General features: G+C 61.4%; 18 protein-coding genes. 12 read left to right on the top strand and 6 right to left on the bottom strand.

Annotated features, from left to right (window positions below):
* Positions 1 to 12 precede the first annotated feature (12 nt).
* Positions 13 to 204 (bottom strand): DUF1674 domain-containing protein, encoded by a 192-nt coding sequence (locus RA26_RS13535; protein WP_039184335.1) that lies wholly within the window; start codon positions 202 to 204, stop codon positions 13 to 15.
* 77 nt (positions 205 to 281) lie between these two features.
* Here RA26_RS13535 and RA26_RS13530 point away from each other — a divergent pair, with 77 nt between their 5' ends.
* The 9 genes from RA26_RS13530 (at position 282) to RA26_RS22440 (ending at position 13,501) form a co-directional block, all read left to right on the top strand.
* A complete protein-coding gene (locus tag RA26_RS13530; RefSeq protein WP_039184334.1) occupies positions 282 to 1,544 on the top strand; it encodes an RsmB/NOP family class I SAM-dependent RNA methyltransferase in 1,263 nt (420 codons plus the stop codon).
* A 99-nt stretch (positions 1,545 to 1,643) separates the two neighbouring features.
* Complete coding sequence (locus RA26_RS13525; protein WP_039184333.1) at positions 1,644 to 3,386, top strand: heparinase II/III family protein; 1,743 nt, start codon at positions 1,644 to 1,646, stop codon at positions 3,384 to 3,386.
* A 24-nt stretch (positions 3,387 to 3,410) separates the two neighbouring features.
* Complete coding sequence (gene purH / locus RA26_RS13520; RefSeq protein WP_039184332.1) at positions 3,411 to 5,000, top strand: bifunctional phosphoribosylaminoimidazolecarboxamide formyltransferase/IMP cyclohydrolase; 1,590 nt, start codon at positions 3,411 to 3,413, stop codon at positions 4,998 to 5,000.
* A 16-nt stretch (positions 5,001 to 5,016) separates the two neighbouring features.
* Positions 5,017 to 5,499: a signal peptidase II gene (gene lspA / locus RA26_RS13515; protein WP_039184331.1), complete on the top strand. Its 483-nt coding sequence runs from the start codon at positions 5,017 to 5,019 to the stop codon at positions 5,497 to 5,499.
* A gap of 55 nt (positions 5,500 to 5,554) precedes the next feature.
* Positions 5,555 to 6,076, top strand: a complete 522-nt coding sequence (locus tag RA26_RS13510; protein WP_039184330.1) for a DUF3035 domain-containing protein — start codon at positions 5,555 to 5,557, stop codon at positions 6,074 to 6,076.
* Positions 6,077 to 6,251: 175 nt separating this feature from the next.
* A complete protein-coding gene (locus RA26_RS13505) occupies positions 6,252 to 7,595 on the top strand; it encodes a M16 family metallopeptidase (RefSeq protein ID WP_039184329.1) in 1,344 nt (447 codons plus the stop codon).
* Positions 7,592 to 8,911, top strand: a complete 1,320-nt coding sequence (locus RA26_RS13500) for a M16 family metallopeptidase (protein ID WP_039184328.1) — start codon at positions 7,592 to 7,594, stop codon at positions 8,909 to 8,911. The genes RA26_RS13505 and RA26_RS13500 overlap by 4 nt, the downstream gene beginning before the upstream one ends.
* Positions 8,912 to 9,158: 247 nt before the next feature.
* Positions 9,159 to 11,300, top strand: a complete 2,142-nt coding sequence (pnp, locus tag RA26_RS13495) for a polyribonucleotide nucleotidyltransferase (protein ID WP_039184327.1) — start codon at positions 9,159 to 9,161, stop codon at positions 11,298 to 11,300.
* Positions 11,301 to 11,443: 143 nt separating this feature from the next.
* On the top strand, positions 11,444 to 13,501 hold the full coding sequence (locus tag RA26_RS22440) for a rhamnan synthesis F family protein (protein WP_082015833.1): 2,058 nt from the start codon (positions 11,444 to 11,446) through the stop codon (positions 13,499 to 13,501).
* A 29-nt stretch (positions 13,502 to 13,530) separates the two neighbouring features.
* Here RA26_RS22440 and RA26_RS13485 read toward each other — a convergent pair whose 3' ends face one another.
* The gene (locus tag RA26_RS13485; protein WP_039184325.1) at positions 13,531 to 14,184 is read right to left on the bottom strand and encodes a peroxiredoxin; all 654 of its coding nucleotides are present in this window, start codon (positions 14,182 to 14,184) and stop codon (positions 13,531 to 13,533) included.
* Positions 14,185 to 14,451: 267 nt separating this feature from the next.
* Here RA26_RS13485 and RA26_RS13480 point away from each other — a divergent pair, with 267 nt between their 5' ends.
* Positions 14,452 to 15,891 (top strand): aldehyde dehydrogenase family protein, encoded by a 1,440-nt coding sequence (locus RA26_RS13480; protein WP_039184324.1) that lies wholly within the window; start codon positions 14,452 to 14,454, stop codon positions 15,889 to 15,891.
* 203 nt (positions 15,892 to 16,094) lie between these two features.
* On the opposite strand, the gene RA26_RS13475 is transcribed toward RA26_RS13480, so the two are convergent.
* Together RA26_RS13475 and RA26_RS13470 are read right to left on the bottom strand one after the other, a co-directional pair.
* Positions 16,095 to 16,388: an AzlD family protein gene (locus RA26_RS13475; protein ID WP_039184321.1), complete on the bottom strand. Its 294-nt coding sequence runs from the start codon at positions 16,386 to 16,388 to the stop codon at positions 16,095 to 16,097.
* On the bottom strand, positions 16,381 to 17,094 hold the full coding sequence (locus tag RA26_RS13470) for an AzlC family ABC transporter permease (protein ID WP_052272430.1): 714 nt from the start codon (positions 17,092 to 17,094) through the stop codon (positions 16,381 to 16,383). The genes RA26_RS13475 and RA26_RS13470 overlap by 8 nt, the downstream gene beginning before the upstream one ends.
* Before the next feature lie 105 nt (positions 17,095 to 17,199).
* On the opposite strand from RA26_RS13470, the gene RA26_RS13465 reads away from it, so the two are divergent.
* Positions 17,200 to 17,754 carry a helix-turn-helix domain-containing protein gene (locus RA26_RS13465; RefSeq protein ID WP_241482647.1) on the top strand — a complete coding sequence of 185 codons (555 nt, stop codon included), beginning with the start codon at positions 17,200 to 17,202 and terminating at the stop codon, positions 17,752 to 17,754.
* Positions 17,755 to 17,760: 6 nt separating this feature from the next.
* On the opposite strand, the gene RA26_RS13460 is transcribed toward RA26_RS13465, so the two are convergent.
* Positions 17,761 to 18,414 (bottom strand): RluA family pseudouridine synthase, encoded by a 654-nt coding sequence (locus RA26_RS13460; RefSeq protein ID WP_039184318.1) that lies wholly within the window; start codon positions 18,412 to 18,414, stop codon positions 17,761 to 17,763.
* A 137-nt stretch (positions 18,415 to 18,551) separates the two neighbouring features.
* Here RA26_RS13460 and truB point away from each other — a divergent pair, with 137 nt between their 5' ends.
* Positions 18,552 to 19,478 (top strand): tRNA pseudouridine(55) synthase TruB, encoded by a 927-nt coding sequence (gene truB, locus RA26_RS13455; RefSeq protein ID WP_039184317.1) that lies wholly within the window; start codon positions 18,552 to 18,554, stop codon positions 19,476 to 19,478.
* Positions 19,479 to 19,584: 106 nt separating this feature from the next.
* On the opposite strand, the gene RA26_RS13450 is transcribed toward truB, so the two are convergent.
* On the bottom strand, positions 19,585 to 20,892 hold the full coding sequence (locus tag RA26_RS13450; RefSeq protein ID WP_152612611.1) for a hypothetical protein: 1,308 nt from the start codon (positions 20,890 to 20,892) through the stop codon (positions 19,585 to 19,587).
* Positions 20,893 to 21,003 lie beyond the last annotated feature (111 nt).

Below are 21,003 nucleotides of genomic sequence, written 5' to 3'. Positions count from 1 at the left end.
CACCGCGAGCCGTTAGAAATCGACTGCGATGCCCTTTTTCTCCCAATCGCCATAGCGCGCGGGGTCAGGGCCGTCGCGGCCGCCAAGCTCTTTGGGGCGCGGTTCCTGCGCCTCTGCTGCCTTGCGGCGCTCCTCTGCCTCTGCAAGGGCGCGCAATGCAGCAGGCGGCAGGTCTTTTTTCACGGGCGCAGTTTCGTCGCTCATCGCGGGTTCCTTTATCCTTCGCCCATGATATACGCCCCTGTCCCGTGCGCACAAGGCGCGCCCTAAGGAGTTGCCCCATGTCCGATGCCAACCACGCCCGCCGCACTGCGGTCTACCTGCTGGATCAGGTGCTGGGAGAGGGGCGGCTCTTGGCGGAATGCTATGCAGCCGGGGCATTGGAAAAGCTGGCGCCGGAGGACCGCGCCCGTGCGCAGCGGCTGGCCGCAGAAACCCTGCGCAGCCTGGAACGTGCCGACCGGGTTCTGAAGAAGCACCTGAAGAAATCACCACCTCTGACCGTCATGAACGCCCTGCGGCTGGGCACGGTGGAGCTGTGCTCGGGTGGCGCGGCGCATGGGGTCGTGAATGCGATGGTGGCAATAGTCTCCAAACACCGGCGTCACGGGCAGCTTAAGGGACTGGTCAATGCTGTTCTGCGCAAAGTCGCAGACGAAGGACCGGCAGAATGGGCCAAACTGCGCACCCCGCGCTTGCCGAATTGGATCCGGAAACCCTTGGTGCAGGCTTGGGGCGCTGAGGCGATGCTTGGCATGGAGGCTGCGCACTTTGCCGGTGCGCCGCTGGATATCACGGGCAAGCCCGGAGCGGATCTGGCTGCGCTTGGCGGAGAGGTGCTGCCAACCGGCTCTGTCAGACTGGCCAATGCGGGCCAGGTGTCCGCTCTGCCGGGCTATGAGGCTGGCGATTGGTGGGTTCAGGACGCCGCCGCCGCGCTGCCCGCCCGCATTCTGAACGTCCAGCCCGGTGAACAGGTGCTGGAACTGTGCGCGGCACCAGGCGGCAAGACCATGCAGATGGCAGCTGCCGGAGCCAGGGTGACAGCTGTAGATGTTTCAGAAGGCCGGGTTGCCCGGCTCAGGGAAAACCTGGAGCGCACTGGGCCGCAGGCGGAACTGATCGTGGGCGATGCGCTGGAGCAGACCGGCCAGTATGATGCGGTGCTGCTGGACGCGCCCTGTTCCGCCACTGGCACCATCCGCCGCCATCCCGACCTGCCGCATGCGAAGGACGGCAGTGAGTTTGGTCAGCTCATCGAGCTTCAGGCGCAGATGCTGGCCCATGCCTGGACATTGGTGAAACCCGGCGGGCGGCTGATGTTCTGCACCTGCTCGCTGCTGCCGGATGAGGGCGAATGCCAGGTCGAGGAGGCGCTGGATATTTTCCCGGAGATGGCCGCAGACCGTGATGCGCTGGATGTGCCAGGCGTCGATGCGGACTGGATCACCGAGGAAGGCGGCCTGCGGCTGCGCCCGGACTACTGGCCGGAGCGCGGCGGCATGGATGGTTTCTACATGGCTCTTCTGCGCAAATCCGCGTGACGGTGTGGCGTCTCCGGCATTCGCCGGTGACTTGGCCTGAACCCCGCGCTATGCTCCTGCCAAAACGCCCTGGCAAAATCCGGCGTGAGGCAACAGAGCATGTCCACTTATGACAGAATGGCAGGCCGCGGCACCCGGCTGCTGAACCGGTTTTACGCCTGGCGGGCGCGCAGTCAGCCTGCGGCAACTGGCTTTGTCTCGCAGCCCGAACCACGCACCATCGGCAGTTTTGCCCGCGGGCGGCAGCTGGTGGCGGGCAATCTGCTGTTTGCCGGCTACCTGGTCGAATCGCCTGACACCGGCCTGTGGGAAGTTACCGCGCCCGACACGGCCTTCGACGCGGAACGGCATGGGTTTGCCTGGCTGGACGACTTGGCAGCAGTGGGCGATTACAAGGCGCGGCTGAAGGCGCAGAAATGGGTCTGGGGTTGGATTGAACAGCATGGCCGCGGCAGCGGGCTGGCCTGGCTGCCGGACCTGACCGGGCGCCGGGTGATCCGTTGGATCAACCACGCGCTGTTCCTGCTGAGCGGCAAGGACAAGGATGAGACCGAAGTCTTCTATGGCTCACTGGCGCGGCAGACCTGGTATCTGGCGCAACGCTGGCAGGGGGCTGCCCCTGGCCTGCCGCGGTTTGAGGCGCTGTGCGGGCTGATCTATGCCGGCCTGGCCCTGCAGGGGCGGGAGGAACTGGCGGACCCGGCGGTCAGGGCGCTGGCATTGGAGTGCGCCTCTCAGATTGATGAGCAGGGAGGCCTGCCGACCCGCAACCCTGAAGAACTGCTGGAGGTGTTTACCCTCCTGACCTGGGCGGCGGCAGCGCTGCATGAGGCCGGCCGGATGGTGCCGCCTGCCCACATCGCTGCGATCGAACGGATTGCGCCGACCCTGCGCACGTTGCGCCACAGTGACGGCGGGCTGGCGCGTTTCCATGGCGGCGGCCGCGGGCTGGAGGGGCGGCTGGACCATGCGCTGGCCGCCAGCCATGTGGCCGAGCGTCATGCAGACGGGCTGGCGATGGGCTTTGCCCGGCTGTCGGCGCGGCGGACCTCTGTAATCGTGGATGCCTCGGCGCCGCCCAAGGGCAAAGCCTCCTACAATGGCCATGCCTCGACCCTGGCGTTTGAGCTGACTTCGGGGCGGCGCCCGCTGGTCGTGAACTGCGGTTCGGGCGAAACCTTTGGGGTGGAGTGGCGCCGCGCCGGGCGGGCGACGCCGTCGCACAGCACGTTGTGCATCGAAGGTCATTCCAGTGCCCGGCTATCGGCGCCGCAGAAAACCACCGGCCATGAAGAGCTGGTCGAAGCGCCGGACGATGTCCCGCTGGATCTCGCTGACCTGCCTGACGGTTTCCGGTTTCAGGGCGGCCACAATGGTTATGCCGTGCATTTCGGCCTGACCCATGCCCGTACTCTTGATCTGTCCTTTGATGGCCGCGCCCTGGCGGGAGAGGACATGCTTCTAGCGCTGGAAGACCCGGCCAAGGCCCGCTTTGACAAGGCCAGCAGCAGCAACCCGGATGGCGGTGTCAGCTTTGATATCCGCCTGCATCTGCACCCTGAAGTCGATGCAACCCTTGACTTGGGCGGCGCAGCAGTATCCATGGCGCTCAAGAGCGGGGAAATCTGGGTGTTCCGTCATGACGGCGCCTGCCATCTGCGGCTGGAGCCAAGCGTTTTCCTGGAAAAGACCCGCTTGAAGCCGCGTGCGGCAAAGCAGATCGTTTTATCCGGGCGGGCGATGGGATATGCCACCCGCGTCCGGTGGACGCTCAGCAAAGCGCAGGAGACTGCCATTGCCGTGCGAGACCTGAACCGGGACGAACCCGAGACGTTTGACTGAGCCTTTAAAAGGACCTGCCCTGCCATGACCGACCTTCACCCCGTACGCCGTGCGCTGCTTTCCGTATCCGACAAGACCGGCCTGATTGAGCTGGGCCAGGCGCTGGCCGCGCGCGGTGTCGAGCTGCTCTCGACCGGCGGTTCTGCCAAAGCGCTTCGTGATGCAGGCCTGACGGTCAAAGACGTCTCCGACGTGACGGGTTTTCCGGAAATGATGGACGGCCGCGTAAAGACGCTGCACCCGATGGTGCATGGCGGCCTTCTGGCGCTGCGCGACAACGACACCCACGTCGCCGCGATGAATGAACATGGCATTGGCGCCATCGACCTGCTGGTAGTGAACCTCTATCCGTTCGAGGCAGCGCTGGCGCGTGGCGCGGATTACGATGAGATGATCGAAAACATCGACATCGGCGGCCCGGCGATGATCCGCGCGGCCTCCAAAAACCACCAGTTTGTTAACGTGGTGACCGACGTCCAGGATTATGAAGCGCTGCTGGCAGAGCTGGACGCCAACGACGGTCAGACCTCTTACGCCTTCCGTCAGCGTCTGTCGCAGACCGCTTATGCCCGCACTGCTGCCTATGACGCTGCGGTGTCAAACTGGATGGCCTCTGCAATTGAAGAAAAGACCCCGCGCCGCCGCGCCTTTGCCGGTGAACTGAAACAGACTCTGCGCTATGGTGAGAACAGCCACCAGGAAGCGGCCTTCTACACCGATGGTTCGAACCGCCCGGGCGTTGCCACTGCGGTTCAGCTGCAGGGCAAGGAGCTGAGCTACAACAACATCAACGATACCGACGCGGCCTATGAGCTGGTGGCGGAATTCGATCCGGCCGAAAGCCCTGCAGTTGCGATCATCAAACACGCCAACCCCTGCGGCGTCGCCAGGGGCGCAACCCTGGCAGAAGCCTATCAGAAGGCGTTTGATTGCGACCGTACCTCGGCCTTCGGCGGCATCGTGGCACTGAACCAGCCGCTGGACGCGGAGACCGCTGCCAAGATTACCGAGATCTTCACCGAGGTGGTGATCGCACCGGGCGCGTCTGACGAAGCCCGGGAAATCTTTGCCGCCAAGAAGAACCTGCGCCTGCTGCTGACCGATGGCCTGCCCGACCCGCGCAAGCCCATCGTCGCTTATAAGCAGGTAGCCGGCGGCATGCTGGTTCAGGACAAGGACGTAGGATATGTCGGCATGGAAGATCTGAAGGTGGTGACCGAAAAGGCGCCGTCTGACGCCCAGATGCAGGACCTGCTGTTTGCCTGGAAGGTCGCCAAACACGTCAAGTCCAACGCCATCGTCTATGTAAAGGACAACGCAACCGTCGGCGTTGGCGCGGGCCAGATGAGCCGTCTGGACAGCGCCAATGTGGCGGCTGCCAAGGCTGGCCGCATGGCTGCCGAACTCGGCCTGGACGAAAGCCTCGCCAAGGGCTGCGCTGTGGCGTCTGACGCCTTCTTCCCCTTCGCCGACGGTCTGCTGGAAGCTGCCGCTGCGGGCGGTGCCTGCGTGATCCAACCGGGCGGCTCTATGCGCGATGACGAGGTGATCAAGGCGGCCAACGAAAAAGGCCTTGCTATGGTCTTCACCGGCATGCGCCACTTCCGCCACTAAGCAGGGCGATTAAGTCATGGCAGCACGTTGGATGATCTGGGGCGCGGCGCTTTCCTTCCTGGCGGACCAGGCCAGCAAGTACCTGGTGGTCCACTGGATGGGGCTTGATCAGCGCCACCGGATCGACGTGCTGCCGCCGTTTCTCAACTTTCGATACGGCGAGAACACCGGCATCAACTTTGGTCTGTTTGGTGGCGGCGACGAAGCTGCGCGCTGGACCCTGATCGGGCTTTCGGTGGTGATCTGCATTGCACTGGCTGTCTGGATTCACCGGGCGCAGAAAGCGTCTTGGGGAATGCAGCTGTCAGCAGGGCTTGTGATCGGCGGTGCGCTGGGCAATGTCGCGGACCGGCTTTTGTACGGCTACGTTCTCGATTTTCTTAACACATCCTGCTGCGGAATTCAGAACCCGTTTGTGTTCAATGTGGCGGATATTTTCATTTTTGGCGGCGCCGCCGGGCTGATTTTCTTTGACGGGAGCAGCAAAAAGCCTGCGTAGACCTCGCCAGGCAATTGCGTTAAAAGCGCTGGGAAACAGGCAGGAGTTTGGGGCAATGCGGATCCCGTTCGGAGTGATCGTTCTGGCAGGCGCGCTGGCAGTGTCCGGCTGTGCGCAAAAGGGGCTGCGCGTCCTCCAAAAACCAGGGTCCGGGCCGGATGAGTTTTTGATTTTGCCGTCCAAGCCTCTGAGCACACCGGACAGTTATGCAGCCCTGCCTGCACCGACCCCCGGCGGCAGCAACCTGACCGACCCCAATCCGAGCGCTGACGCTGTCGCTGCTCTGGGCGGGAAGCCAGGCGCGATTGTTCCTGCTGCCGGTGTGCCGTCAGGCGATGCAGCGCTGGTCACCGCTTCCAGCCGGTATGGGGTTGAGCAGGGAGTGCGGGAGACGCTGGCCTCGGAAGATGCCAAATTCCGCCACCGCAACCGCCACCTGGGCCGGATCAAAATCGTGCCGGTGGACCGCTACGAGCAGCTGTATCGCAAGCACAGCATCGATCCGTTTGCCGTGAGCGAACAGTTCCGCAAGGCGGGGGCGTCCACACCCTCTTCGCCGCCTGAAGAAGAGTCCTGAACGCTCACTTTTCCGCCAGCCGCACTTGCATGATGCCAGCCGCAACGTAGGTTGACAGCAGTCTTTCTGCTGGCAATGGGCGGCGAATTGTGGCTGCATTGATCAAAATGAACAATAGAGCAGTAACCGCACCCTGCCGGGCAAGGGCAAAGGTGCAGAAATTGGAGGATGCCAGATGATCCAGAGGATCACATTGGCCGCCGCGGCGCTGAGCGCTGTCTTGTCCGCCCCGGCACGGGCAGAGGACGAGGCAGTTACCGCCTTCACATTGGACAATGGCATGGATGTGGTGGTGATCGAGGATCACCGCGCACCGGTGGTTCAGCAAATGGTCTGGTACCGGGCGGGATCCGCGGATGAGCCGCCGGGCCAGTCCGGCGTGGCCCATTTCCTGGAGCACCTCCTGTTCAAGGGCACTGATAAGCTGGCACCGGGTGAGCTGTCGGCCACCGTGCGCGCCAATGGCGGCCAGGACAATGCCTTCACAAGCTATGATTACACGGCCTATTTTCAGCGTGTTGCCGCCGACCGCCTTGAATTGATGATGCAGATGGAAAGCGACCGGATGACCAACCTCCGCCTTAGCGAGGAGGATATCGCCACCGAACGTGAAGTCATTCTGGAGGAACGCAACCAGCGCACTGACAATGATCCGGTGGCACTGTTCCGGGAGCAGCTGCGGGCAGTGCAGTACCTGAACCACCGTTACGGCCAGCCGGTGATCGGGTGGCGGCATGAGATGGAAAGCTTGGATATGGAGGACGCGCTGTCCTTCTACCGAACTAACTATGCTCCCAACAACGCCATCCTGGTGGTGTCCGGCGATGTGCAGCCGGATGAGGTGAAGGTGCTGGCAGAAGAATACTACGGTGCGATCCCGCCAAATCCGGACTTGCCGGAACGGTTCCGCAGCCAGGAACCACCACAAACAGCCGCCCGCCGGCTTACGTTCGAGGATCCGCGCGTTGCGCAGCCCTATGTGCAGCGATCCTATCTGGCGCCGGAGCGGGATAGCGGAGATCAGCAGAAGGCTGGCGCCCTCTACCTGCTGGCTGAGCTTTTGGGCGGGGGAAATACCTCATTCCTGGCGAACGCTTTGCAGTTCGACCAGCAGGTCGCCGTTTACACGGGCGCCTTTTATTCGGGCAGCACCCTGGACGATACGTCGTTTACCCTGCTGATCGTGCCTGCTGAAGGCATTAGCATGGAACAGGCCGAGGCGGCGCTGGACGCCACCCTTGCCCGTTTTCTGGAGGAAGGCGTGGACGAGGCCCAGCTGGAACGGATCAAGCTGCAGTTGCGCGCTGCCGAAATTTACGACCGCGACAACGTGAATGGCATCGCCAACCGTTATGGCCAGGCGCTCAGCATCGGGCTGACGGTGAAGGATGTGCAGGACTGGCCGAAAATTCTGCAATCAGTCACTGCGGACGAGATCATTGCCGCCGCGAATGAAGTTCTGCGCCCTGAAACATCGGTGACAGGCTGGATGACGCGCAGCCAGGAGGTGACCCAATGAGCATGCTGAAATACATGGCTGCGGCTTTGGTGGCTTGTTTCGTGGCGCTGCCTGCCTGGGCCGAAATCAAGATCCAGGAAGTGGTCTCGCCCGGCGGCATCATTGCGTGGCTGGTAGAGGATCATTCGATACCGTTCTCTGCGCTTGAGTTGCGTTTCCGCGGCGGCACCTCTCTGGATGCGCCGGGCAAGCGCGGCGGAGTCTATCTGATGACAGGCTTGCTGGAGGAAGGCTCGGGCGATCTCCGCGCGCAAGATTATGCGCGGGCGCTGGAAGCCCTTGCCGCTGACTTCAGATATGATGCAGACAAGGATTCGGTTTCTATCTCCGCCCGCTTTCTGACTGAAAACCGCGATGATGCCATTTCGCTGCTGCGCCAGACCCTGTTTGAGCCACGGTTCGACCAGGATGCGCTGGACCGGGTGCGGGCCCAGGTTCTGGCGGGGCTGCGCTCCGACGCCAAGAACCCAAACAACATTGCCGGTTTGGCTTTCGCCAAAATGGCCTACGGTGATCACCCCTATGGTAGTGACGGCAAGGGCACATTGGACTCGGTTGCCGCGCTCAGCCGTCAGGACATATTCGACGCCTATGAGGCCGTTTTCGCCCGCGATAGGCTCTATGTGAGTGCCGTGGGTGATATCACGGCGGATGAGCTGGGCGGATTGCTGGATGGCCTTCTGGGTGCGCTGCCGGAAAAAGGCGCGCCAATTCCGGGCCCTGCCGACGTGACGATTGAGGGTGGTGTGACAGTTGTCGATTTCGAAACCCCGCAATCAGTTGCGCTGTTTGCCCAGAAAGGGATCGAGCGCGAACATCCGGATTTTTTCACCGCCTATGTGATGAACCAGATCCTGGGCGGAGGCTCCTTTGAAACCCGGCTGATGAGTGAAGTGCGGGAGAAGCGTGGGCTGACCTACGGGGTCTATTCTTATTTGGTGCCGCGGGATCTCGCTGCCGTCTACATGGGGTCAGTGGCCTCCGCCAATGGCAAGATGGCTGAGGCAGTCGAGGTGATCCGCAATGAGTGGCGCCGCATGGCAGAGGAAGGGGTGACGGAGAAAGAGCTGCAGGATGCTCAGACCTACCTGACCGGTGCCTACCCGCTGCGGTTCGACGGCAACGGCCAAATCGCCTCGATTCTTGCGGGAATGCAGATGGATGATCTTCCGATCAGCTATGTGGAGACCCGAAATGACCGCATCAACGCTGTCACCTTGGAAGATGTGAAGCGATTTGCGGCGGAATTCCTGGATCCGGACGGGCTGCACTTCACCATCGCGGGCCGCCCGGAAGGACTGGAAACCACCAACTGATGCGGGGGGGCGCGCGGCCTGGATCTCCGCCAGCAGTCTCGGCTTAGCACGCCGCCGCCCACGGCGGCGGCACCCTGCCGCTTTCTCTTTCATTTTGCCTGAAACTCCTGTATGGGCGGGCCTGTCTGAGACGATGTGCCAGGGCCCCGGCACGCGAAAGAAAGATAGATGGGGCCGGCGGCAATGGGGCCGCCACGCAAACGGGAGACCCGGAGGGCCGGGAGTGCTCCCAATTAGGATACGCTAGATGTTTAACGTTTCGAAAAAAACGATGCAGTGGGGCGAAGAGACGCTCACACTGGAAACCGGCAAGGTTGCCCGCCAGGCTGATGGCTCTGTGATTGCCACCCTGGGCGAAACCTCGGTCATGGCCAACGTGACCTTTGCCCGTCAGCAGAAGCCCGGCCAGGACTTCTTTCCGCTGACCGTGCACTACCAGGAAAAATACTATGCTGCGGGCAAGGTGCCCGGCGGCTTCTTCAAGCGCGAAGCGCGCCCGACCGAAAAAGAAACCCTGACCGCGCGCCTGATCGACCGTCCGATCCGCCCGCTGTTCGTCCCCGGCTTCAAGAACGAAGTGCTGGTGATGTGCACCGTGCTGAGCCACGATCTGGTCAATGACCCGGACATCGTTGCAATGATCGCGGCCTCCGCTGCGCTGACCCTATCCGGCGCGCCCTTCATGGGCCCGATCGCGGGTGCGCGGGTTGGCTTCGAAGACGGCGAATACGTTCTGAACCCGACCGTCGACGACATGCAGGATCTGCGCCTCAACCCCGAGCAGCGTCTGGACCTGGTTGTTGCCGGCACCAAAGACGCGGTGATGATGGTTGAATCGGAAGCCTATGAGCTGTCCGAAGCCGAGATGCTGGGTGCGGTAAAGTTCGCCCACGAGCAGATCCAGCCGGTGATCGACCTGATCATCTCGCTGGCAGAAGAAGCCGCAAACGAACCCTTCGACTTCACCCCGCCGGATTACGCTGACCTCTATGAGGCGGTCAAAGCCGCAGGTGAGACCGAGATGCGTGCCGCCTTTGCGATCACCGACAAGCAGGAGCGCACCGCTGCTGTTGCCGCAGCCCGCGAGACCATCAAGGAAAAGCTGACCGAAGAGCAGCTGGAAGATGCCAACCTCGGCTCCGCGCTGAAAAAGCTCGAAGCAGGCATCCTGCGCGGCGACGTGGTCAAGACCGGCAAGCGTATCGACGGCCGCAAGACCGACGAGATCCGCGACATCGTGTCGGAAACCGGCCTGCTGCCGCGTACCCACGGCTCCGCCCTGTTTACCCGCGGCGAGACCCAGGGCCTGGTTGTGACCACCCTTGGCACCGGCGACGACGAGCAGTTCATCGACGCGCTGCACGGCAACTTTAAATCCAACTTCCTGCTGCACTACAACTTCCCGCCGTACTCGGTCGGCGAAGTGGGCCGTGTCGGCTCCCCTGGCCGCCGCGAAATCGGTCACGGCAAGCTGGCCTGGCGTGCGCTGCAGGCGGTTCTGCCGGCGCCGACCGACTTTCCCTACACCGTGCGCGTGGTTTCCGAGATCACCGAATCCAACGGCTCCTCCTCGATGGCTTCCGTCTGCGGCGGCTCGCTGTCGATGATGGACGCTGGCGTGCCGCTGAAGGCACCGGTTGCCGGTGTGGCGATGGGCCTGATCCTGGAAGACGACGGCTCCTATGCGATCCTGTCCGACATTCTGGGTGACGAAGACCACCTGGGCGACATGGACTTCAAGGTAGCGGGCACCGAAAACGGCATCACCTCGCTGCAGATGGACATCAAGGTTGCAGGCATCACCCCGGAAATCATGGAGAAAGCCCTGGCCCAGGCCAAGGACGGCCGGATGCACATCCTGGGTGAAATGGCCAAGGCGCTGTCCGAGACCAACGAGTTCTCGGTCCACGCCCCGCGCATTGAAACTATGCAGATCCCGACCGACAAGATCCGCGAAGTGATCGGCTCCGGCGGCAAGGTGATCCGCGAGATCGTTGAAGTGTCCGGCGCCAAGGTCGACATCAACGACGATGGCGTGATCAAGATCGCCAGCCCGAACGGCGACGCCATTCAGAAGGCCTATGACATGATCTATTCGATCGTGGCAGAGCCTGAAGAAGGCCAGGTGTACACCGGCAAGGTCGTGAAGATCGTCGATTTCGGCGCCTTCGTGAACTTCTTCGGCAAGCGCGACGGCCTGGTGCACGTTTCCCAGATCGAAAACCGCCGCCTGAACCATCCGTCGGACGTTCTGAAAGAAGGTCAGGAAGTGAAGGTGAAACTGCTGGGCTTCGACGATCGCGGCAAGGTCCGCCTGTCGATGAAAGTGGTCGATCAGGAAACCGGCGAGGAAATCCAGCCGGAGAAAAAGAACGCCGAAGACGCCTGATTTAGGCATCGGAGAATGGTATTGCGCACCCCGTGCAACGGGGTGCGCAGCAATTTTTTAGACTGTTTCCCTGGAATGGCTGCTTTGCGTGCTCTGCCTGCGCAGCCGCGGCTGCCCCACTTCGAGCGAGCTGAGAAAGACGTATGAGTTCCTCCTTTACACTTTCGGACGTGACTGTTGTTTCGGTCAGCTACAAGAGCGCGCCTGTTCTTGAAAGAATGCTTAATTCTCTGCCGGATGGCGTAAAAGTCATTCTCGTGGACAATGCTGGCGAAGACTCAGAAGCCCTGAAAGCTTTGAACAGCCGTCTGGATGTCAAAGTTCTGTCACCAGAAACAAATTTGGGCTTCGGGCGCGCTTGCAACCTCGGTGCGCGGGAGGCCGCTACCGAATTTCTGCTCTTCTTGAACCCGGATGCAGCCGTTGAGCCGGGGTCCATAGAAGCCTTTTTGGAAGCCGCGGAACGTTACGGGCCGAAGACGGCCTTTACACCCAAGATCGCAAACAGCGACGGCAGTCCGAATTTCAAGCGCCGCTCAGTCCTGCTGCCGCGCAACGAATGGATGCCGCGGGGCTGGCCGGAAGAGGAGTGCGAGGTTCCGGTAGTTTCGGGGGCCGCGATCTTTGTCAGGCGTGCCTATTTTGAGACAGTGCGCTTTGATCCCGCCATTTTCATGTACCACGAAGACGACGACTGGTCGCTGCAGGTGCGGGCAGATGGCGGCCGTCTTATTTTCGTTCCCGGTGCGTTGGTTGTTCATCAGTCGGGACACTCGTCTGGCCGGGATGACGCGATCACCCGGTTCAAGGCGTATCACCTGGGACGCTCCAAAGTGTACGCCTTTGGAAAGCACGAGATTCCATTTTCGAAACCGAAGCTGCTGATGCAGGCCTTCGGGCAGCTTCTGTTGCCGCACAATCTGATTTCCAGCCGCAAACGTGCCAAACATCTGGGCTTTCTGGAGGGGGTGCGCCGGCCGCACAGGGATTACCGCTCGCCCAAGGACATTAAGAAGATTCTGCGCTTGCCGTTGTGGAAAGTTAAGCGGGAGCTGTCACGCCCGTTCAAACAGCTGCGCCCGCTTCCGAGCAGAATTGCCAGTTACCTGTTCGGTGCCCGCTATTTTGACTGCCTCCTTGCCCATCGTTCCAAGTTCACCGAGGGACAAGTGGCATCTAACGGCCGCGTTGCAGTTTATCTGATTTTTCCTGGTAATGGTCTTCTGGAATCCCATCTGGCGGCTTTGAACTACTTGAATGAAAGCGGTTATGCGCCTCTGGTTGTGTCAAACATTCCCTTGCAATCCGCTGATCGTGAGCGGCTTAGCGAACTAAGCTGGCTGTGTATCGAACGGGAAAATTTCGGTTATGATTTCGGTGGATACCGGGACGGCATCCTGACGGCGCTGAAACGGCTTGAAACGATTGACAGGCTGGTGCTTGTGAATGATTCATCCTGGTTCCCGCTTCCCGGGTCCAAGGATTGGCTGATGCAGGCTGAATCGATGGACCTGGATTTTGTCGGTGCCGCCTCAAACTACGGGCATTCAAGAGTGGATGCTGCCGACTTCAGGGATATCAACTGGAATTACCGGACGACGCACAAGAATTTCCACTATTGTTCTTATGCGTTGATGTTTTCTTCCCGGCTGGCCAATGACCCGCAGTTCCGCAAGTTCTGGCGTAAGTTTCCACTGACCAACAGCAAGAAGGTTACAGTGCGCCGCGGCGAAATCGGCCTGAGCAAATGGGTGATCTCAAATGGTTTCACACATGGGATGACAACGGGCATCTTTGACCTGGATAAAGTCCTTTCTGGTCTGTCGCAGGAGGAAATGCGAAAAGTTGCTCAGGACATCATTATTCCGGAAGCGCCTCAGCTCTCCAAACTCAGGCGCCGCTTGCTGTCAGAAAACTCCTCTGCCGAGGACTTGGCATCTTTTGTTCTGACAGCGGTTGCCGGACAGGGATCAAGCTATGTTCTGCCGGTGCTTCTGCATGAGCGGTTTGGATTTGCATTTCTCAAGAAGTCGCCTGTCTGGCTGAACGAGGAAGCCTCGGACACGACGATTGAGTTTGCCAAACGGCTGGGCGGTGAATTCGGAAAAGTAATCGCGGCCGAGGCAACAGAAGTGCGGCGCAAGCGAGCACCAGGTTTTGCGGATCCTGAAGGTATTCTTGAAGAATCGGCTGCATCCTAGGGGATGCAGCCTTTGATCTAATTGCGGTTTTAGTCCGGTGCCTTCACCTTGCGCAAGTAGGGGAAGATGGTCTCGAACTCGCCGAACTTAGCCTTGGCGTCCTCGTTTGACACGGTGGGCGGGATGATCACGTCTTCGCCGGGGACCCAGTTTGCAGGGGTGGCAACACCCTTGCCGATCGACATCTGCAGCCCGTCCAGTGCCCGCAGGATTTCAGCAAAGTTGCGGCCAACTGTCATCGGGTAGGTCATTGAAAGTTTTAGCTGTTTGTCCGGGCCGATGATGAACACTGAGCGCACGGTGGCGCTGTCAGCCGGGGTGCGGCCATCAGGCAGATAGGCTTCGGCTGGCAGCATATCGAACGCCTTGGATACCGCCAGACCGTCATCGGCAATGATCGGGAAACCGGGGGCGGCCTTGCCGTATTCCTCGATGTCTTTCTTCCACTTCTTGTGGTCCTCGACACCATCCACCGAAACGCCGATCACCTTGGTGTTGCGCTTGGCCCATTCATCGCCCAACTGCGCAACTGCCGAAAACTCGGTGGTGCAGACAGGGGTGAAATCTTTGGGGTGAGAGAACAGAATCGCCCAGCTGTCGCCGATCCAGTCATGGAAGGTAATGGTGCCCTGATCCGTTTCCGCGGTAAAATCCGGGACCGTGTCGTTAATGCGCAAACCCATGGCGGTATCTCCTTGTCAGTTAAGTATTGAGTCGTCTTGTCTGCTACCCAAGTACTCTAACGCAATGATAAAGCAGCCGAGCAAGGAAACCGTAAAATATCACCTCTTTCCGGTGCAGGCCGCTGGCGCAAATGGGCATTGGCAGCGCATGTAAAAATTTGATCAAATTATGCGCAAATCCCCTTGCCCCCTCCAAAGTGCAGTGACAGAGTGGCGGCCAAACCGGCATGCCGGGACCAGAAACACCTCTGAATTGGGAGTTCCCAGATGATCGAGAAACGCGACTTTTACATCAACGGCCAATGGGTCGCCCCCTCTGCCGCCAACGACTTCGAGGTAATCAATCCCTCGACCGAAGAGCCCTGCGCAGTGATTTCGCTGGGGTCTGAGGCCGACACCAACGCCGCCGTTGCCGCGGCCAAGGCGGCGTTGCCGGGCTGGATGGGTACCCCGGTGGAAGAGCGCATCGCGCTGGTCGAGAAGCTGATCGACGTCTACGAGGCCCGTGCAGAAGATCTCGCTCAGGCGATGTCTCTGGAAATGGGCGCGCCGATCGATATGTCGCGCACCTCGCAAGTGGGCGCGGGCAGCTGGCATCTGCGCAACTTCATCACCGCGGCCAAGGAGTTTCCCTTTGACGCACCGCTGAATGAGCGCAGCCCCAACGACCGCATTATTCACGAGGCAGTCGGTGTCTGCGCCCTGATCACGCCCTGGAACTGGCCGATGAACCAGGTGACGCTCAAGGTCGGCGCCGCGGCTGTGGCCGGCTGCACCATGGTGCTGAAGCCGTCAGAGCAAAGCCCGCTCAACGCAATGATTTTTGCCGAGCTGATGCACGAGGCCGGCTTCCCGGCGGGCGTCTTCAACCTGGTGAACGGCGACGGCCCGGGCGTCGGCTCACAGCTGACCACTCATCCGGACGTGGACATGATCTCCTTCACCGGCTCCACTCGCGCAGGCGTCGCCATTACCCAGGCCGCGGCACCGACGCTGAAGAAGGTGGACCTGGAGCTGGGCGGCAAAGGCGCCAACGTGATCTTTGAAGATGCCGATGAAAAGGCCGTGAAGCGCGGCGTGCTGCACATGATGCAGAACACCGGCCAGAGCTGCAACGCGCCCAGCCGGATGCTGGTTCAGAACAGCATCTATGACCGCGTGGTTGCCGAAGCGGCGGAAGTGGCCGCCAAGGTCGAGGTCGGCCCGGCAGATCAGCAGGGACGCCACATCGGCCCGGTGGTCAATGAACTGCAGTGGAACAAGATTCAGGACCTGATCCAGAAGGGTATCGACGAAGGTGCCAAGCTGGTGGCCGGCGGCACCGGCCGCCCGGATGGCCTGAACAAGGGCTTTTACGTTAAACCAACCGTCTTTGCCGATGTGAACAACCAGATGACCATCGCGCGCGAGGAAATCTTTGGCCCGGTGCTGTCGATCATTCCCTTCGAGACAGAGGAAGAGGCGATCGAGATCGCCAATGACACGCCCTATGGCCTGACCAACTATGTGCAGACCCAGGACGGCGCCCGTGCCAACCGCATGGCCCGCGCGTTGCGTTCCGGTATGGTGGAGATGAACGGCAAGTCCCGCTCGGCCGGCTCGCCCTTCGGCGGCATGAAACAGTCCGGCAAGGGCCGAGAAGGCGGCAAATGGGGCATTGAGGACTTCCTGGAAGTGAAAGCCGTCGGCGGCTGGGCTGCCGAGTAAGCCTTTTACGTTCGAGGCAATGGAGAGCCGCCTTCCGGGGCGGCTTTCTTTTTGCGCCATCGTGCGCGACGGGGCGGTGCTCCCGCGCCTTCAGGCCGCCCGGCTGCGCCGGACCGCATTCTGGCTTGGGCGCGGCCCGTGCTGCGCGCGGGCAGGGGACTGCTGAGCGGTGCTTGACCCTCAATGGGTGCTGAGAGTTCTGGTCAGAAATAGGCTCTAAGCAAGCAGATCGCGGCGATACCAGCGCCCATCGTCAGCGGCAGGCTGCGGGTGATCAGTGCCACTGCCAAAGCGGCCGCGCCTGCGGTCCATTCCTGCGGCCCGCCCTGCATCAGCAGATAGGTGACCAGTGACAGGATCAGGCAGCCCGGCAACGCCTGCAGCCCTCGGGCCCAGGGACCGTGATCCGGCAGCCTTCGGCCCAGCAGGTAGCCTGACAGCCGCACTGTGAAGGTGGCGGCAGAGAGGCCTAGGATCAGGGTCCAAGTCTCAGTCATTTCCCAGCACTCCGGCAATCGTGGCTCCGCCCAGCCCGCCCAGGATCAGCGTCCATGTGGGATCCAGCGGCGTTAGCACCCCGGCCATCAGCACAACAGCAACAGATCCGGCCCAGGGCAGCAGCATCGCCATGCCGCTCCACAATGAACGCAGGATGGCAATGAAGGCGGCGGTGAACGCAAAGTCCATGCCCAAGGCGCGCGGCTCGGGCACTGCCGAGGCGAAACCTGCCCCCGCCAACGTGGCCAGCACCCAGACCGTTACCAGGCCCAAACCACCGCCTACCAGATACCAGTAGCCCGCGGGGCGGCCGCGGCCGCGCGTCGCGTGCATCAGCGCCCAGTTCTCATCTGTGGCCAGATGCACCCCCAAGAGGATCTGCCACCAGGGGCGCCCCGCCAGCTCGTCCCGCAAGGACGCAGTGATCAGCAACAGCCGCAGGTTCAGCGCGAGGCCCGCCAGCAGCGCAGTACCGGCTCCGGCACCTGCCACCAGACGTTCGACCGCTATGATCTGTGAGGAGCCGGCAAAGACGATGGTCCCCATCACCCCTGTCTGCAGGCCGCTCATCTGTGCCTGGGCAGCCAACAGCCCGAAGGCCACCCCGTAGACGGCTACACCTACCGCCAGCGGCACGATGTCCCGCAATCCCGCCAGCAGCTGGCTGCGGGCGGCGGGTAGAACATTCAAGTCTTGAATGGCCATTGACAAGCTCCTCTGGAAACAGGCGAAGCGTTCATTTAAACCGTTCGCGAGGCTTCTATACCGAACGAACGGTTCGTTCGTCAAGTCGAACAAGTGGACGAAATAGTGAACACGTCAGCACCCCACAAGATGATAGCCGCGGCCATCCAGCGCGAGCGCAGCCGCGCGGGAAAGTCGCTTTCTGCCCTGGCTGCCGACGCCGGCATCGCCAAATCGACGCTGTCCCAGCTGGAGGCAGGCAACGGAAATCCCAGCGTAGAGACGCTTTGGGCCTTGGCCGCCGCATTGGATGTTCCGTTGAGCCTGCTGTTTGAAACCGAGGCGCCTGCCACCCGGCTGATCCGTGCGGATGAGGGCGAGGTGCTGGCATCGGAGCAGTCGGACTTCGCCGCCGTGCTGCTGTCTCGCAGCCCGCCGAGCGTGCGACGGGATGTCTACCGGGTGGTCATGCAGCCCGGAGAGATCCGCCGCGCCCAGCCGCATCCGCGCGGAACGGTGGAGCATATGCTGGTCTGTTCCGGTCAGATGCGGGCCGGGCCTGAGGGGCAGGAGGAGCTTTTGCAGCCGGGGGACTATTTCACATACCCAGGAGATCATCCGCATACCTACGAGGCGCAGCACGCGGATACGATGTTCCTGATGGTGATGGAGGCGCCATGATAGGCTCTAAAACTGGGGTTTTACCCGGAACTTCAGCGACTCGCCGCTGTCAGGGTGCTTGATCCGCAGCTCCTCTGAGTGCAGCATCAGGCGCGGATGCTCCAGCGCGGCACCAGTGGCATAGAGCGGATCGCCCAGTATCGGGTGGCCCAGCGACAGCATATGCACCCGCAACTGATGCGAACGCCCGGTCTTGGGGGTCAGCCGCACCCGAGTGGCATCGTCCTCATACTTCATCACCCGCCAGTCGGTGACAGCAGGCTTGCCGGTCTCGTGGCAGACCATTTGTTTGGGCCGGTTCGGCCAGTCGACGATCAGCGGCAGGTCCACGGTGCCGCTGCGCGGTTCCAGCCGGCCAGCTACCCGCGCCACATATGCTTTTTTCGCGGTGCGCTTTTCAAACTGCATCGACAGGTGCCGCTGCGCATGCGGGGTCAGGCCAAACACCATCACACCGGAGGTATCCCGGTCCAGCCGGTGCACCAGAAGCGCCTCTGGAAACACCGCCTGGATGCGGCTGATCAGGCAATCGGCCAGATGCTCGCCGCGGCCCGGGACTGACAACAAACCTGCAGGCTTGTTCACAGCCAGCAGTTCTGCGTCGTGGTGCAGGATCTCCAGCGGATCCTGCGGGGGGGTGTATTCGCTTGATACGGCCATGGGGGATTGCCTACTGCGGGATCCTGGCAAGGGCAAGCAGTCCCGCGCCGCTTTCCTGCCTGCCGTGCCTTTGCTAAATTGACACTGTCCCGGCGATCCGGTAACCGGCGCGCCTCACGTACACATGGGGACGATGCATGGCACGCAAACGCAAAGGGCGCGATATTTCCGGCTGGCTGGTGGTGGACAAGCCCGCGGGGCTGACCTCGACAGCGGTTGTGAACAAGGTGCGCTGGGCGCTGGAGGCCAAGAAGGCCGGCCATGCGGGCACCCTGGACCCGGAGGCAACCGGCGTTCTGGCGGTGGCACTGGGCGAGGCGACCAAAACCGTTCCCTACATCACCGACGCGCTGAAGGCCTATACTTTCACCGTGCGTCTGGGGCAGGCAACCAACACTGACGATGCCGAGGGTGAGGTGATTGCCGAAAACGCCGAACGTCCCAGCGATGAGCAGATCAAGGAGGCGCTGCTGCCTTTCCTGGGCGAGATCATGCAGGTGCCGCCCAAGTTCTCTGCGGTGAAGATCGATGGCCAGCGCGCCTACAAGCTCGCCCGTGATGGTGAGGATGTGCAGATTGAGGCCCGCCCGCTCTGGGTCGAGGAACTGATCATGCTGGATCGCCCCGATGCTGATCACGTGGTGCTGGAAATGACCTGCGGCAAGGGTGGTTATGTCCGCTCTATCGCCCGTGATCTGGGCGCGGCGCTGGGCTGTCATGGCCATGTCAAGGAACTGCGCCGGATCTGGTCCGGCCCGTTTGATGCGGCTGAGGACGGGATTTCGCTGGAGGAAATCGACCGCCTGGCCCGGACCACGGAACTGGACCAGTACCTTCGTCCGCTGGAGGAAGGGCTGGCTGATCTGCCGGAAGTCAAATGCACCCCCGAAGGGGCGGTGCGGCTGCGTAACGGCAACCCGGGCATGGTGATGCCCAATGATGAGGTTGAATACGGCGATGAGGCCTGGGCGTCGCTCGACGGCCATGCGGTTGCGGTCGGCGTCTACAAATCCGGCACTCTGCATCCCAGCCGGGTCTTCAATCAGGACAGCAGCGCCGGTTAACAGAACGTAACTTTTTGGGTCAGCAGCGTTGACCGGATGTTTCGCGCGCGAAACATTTGGACAGAAATGCTGACCTTATATCCTTGGTGGTATTCTGCGGTCTTGCCTAGGCTGGGCTGGCTGAGCCGTTGTCTCCGAATACAGAGTAATACTCTTGTGCGGTCAGGAGGATACTGGCCTGCGCGCCCTCTTCGGCACTGATCTGATTGCCAGCCGCATCGCGCCAACGGTCCTCGCTGGTGGAGTAGTCGTCGTGGAAGGCGATACTGACCCCTGACTGATCCCCGGGCAAAGTTGCGATGGCAATACCGTCCATGGCGATCAGAGTGCTGTCCTGATCTGCGTCGTAGCTGACGCTCAGCCCAGCAATTGCATCTTCGAAGCTGTAGCTGGGAATGGACCCGAAGCCGGCAACGACCGGGATGTCGATCCGCAGCTGATCCTCTGACGGGTCGAAATCGGTGATTTCCGCCGCCGGAGTTCCAGCCTCGTACACATTTGCAAAGGCTTGGAAGGTGTCCGCACCTGCGCCGCCGGTGGCCGTTGTCCCGGGACCGATCCACAGGCGGTCATCTCCAGATCCACCGTCGAGCACATCACCGTCGTCACCCACACGGGTCAGGTCACCGGGGTAGTGATTGTACGACCCTTCATAGTGGACCGAGCCACTGCCGCTGTAGAGCGTGTCGTCACCTTCACCTCCAGTAAGGGTGTCGACTCCGCCTTCGCCAAAGATCACATCATCGCCTGCGGTGCCGTCCAGTGTGTCACTGCCCGAAGTGCCGCGGATCGCATCCAGGGCAAAGGGGGCGCTGAAGCCAGGGTTTTCAAAACGTTCTGTCCGTTCAATGTCTCCATTTCCGTTCAGAAAATCCACTTCCAAGACCTCTCCCTCTGCAAGCGAAACGCCGGGCAGGGTCAGGATCGTTTGGTTGTTGAGAGTGTCGATAAAGCGCAGGCCGCTGCCGTCCTCGGTCTCTATCAGTTCAACGTAACCGGAGGAATACGGCGTCAGTGCCAGCTGGTCGGTACCCAGTTCAAAATCCTCGATCACCGTTTCACGGCTGCCCGCATCGTCCAGAACGAAACGGTCCGCGCCTTGGCCGCCGGTGGCCGTATTGCCGGCACCCAGATGCAGCTCATCATCGCCGCCGCCGCCTGCCAGCAGATCCAGGTCGCCGGCGTTGCCTGTCAGCGTATCGTTTCCATCGGCACCGTCCAGGATGTCGTTTGTCCCAGCGGTGCCGGACAAGCTGATGTTTTGGGGCAGCGGATCAGGCTCAACCGGCGTTTCGGGGTCTATTGGAGGTTCCGGTTCAGACCGCTCAGAGGATTCTTCTCCGGAACCGTCCGCATTATCGAAACCAACCGCGATTGCGGAGCCAGCCAGTGCCAGAAAGAAAAAAAGTTCCATATCGCTCAGGTTATTAAAATTGATCAAAACCATCGCGGTCAAAATATGCCCGCGGCTCAGCTGCAGGGTGAGGGTTAACGGCTTGGAATGCAACCTTCGACGTTCTAAAAC

This window comes from Leisingera sp. ANG-M7 (genome assembly GCF_000813965.1).
Taxonomy (GTDB): domain Bacteria; phylum Pseudomonadota; class Alphaproteobacteria; order Rhodobacterales; family Rhodobacteraceae; genus Leisingera.
Note: the sequence above shows the minus strand (reverse complement) of the source record. Positions and strands in the feature narration are given on the sequence as shown.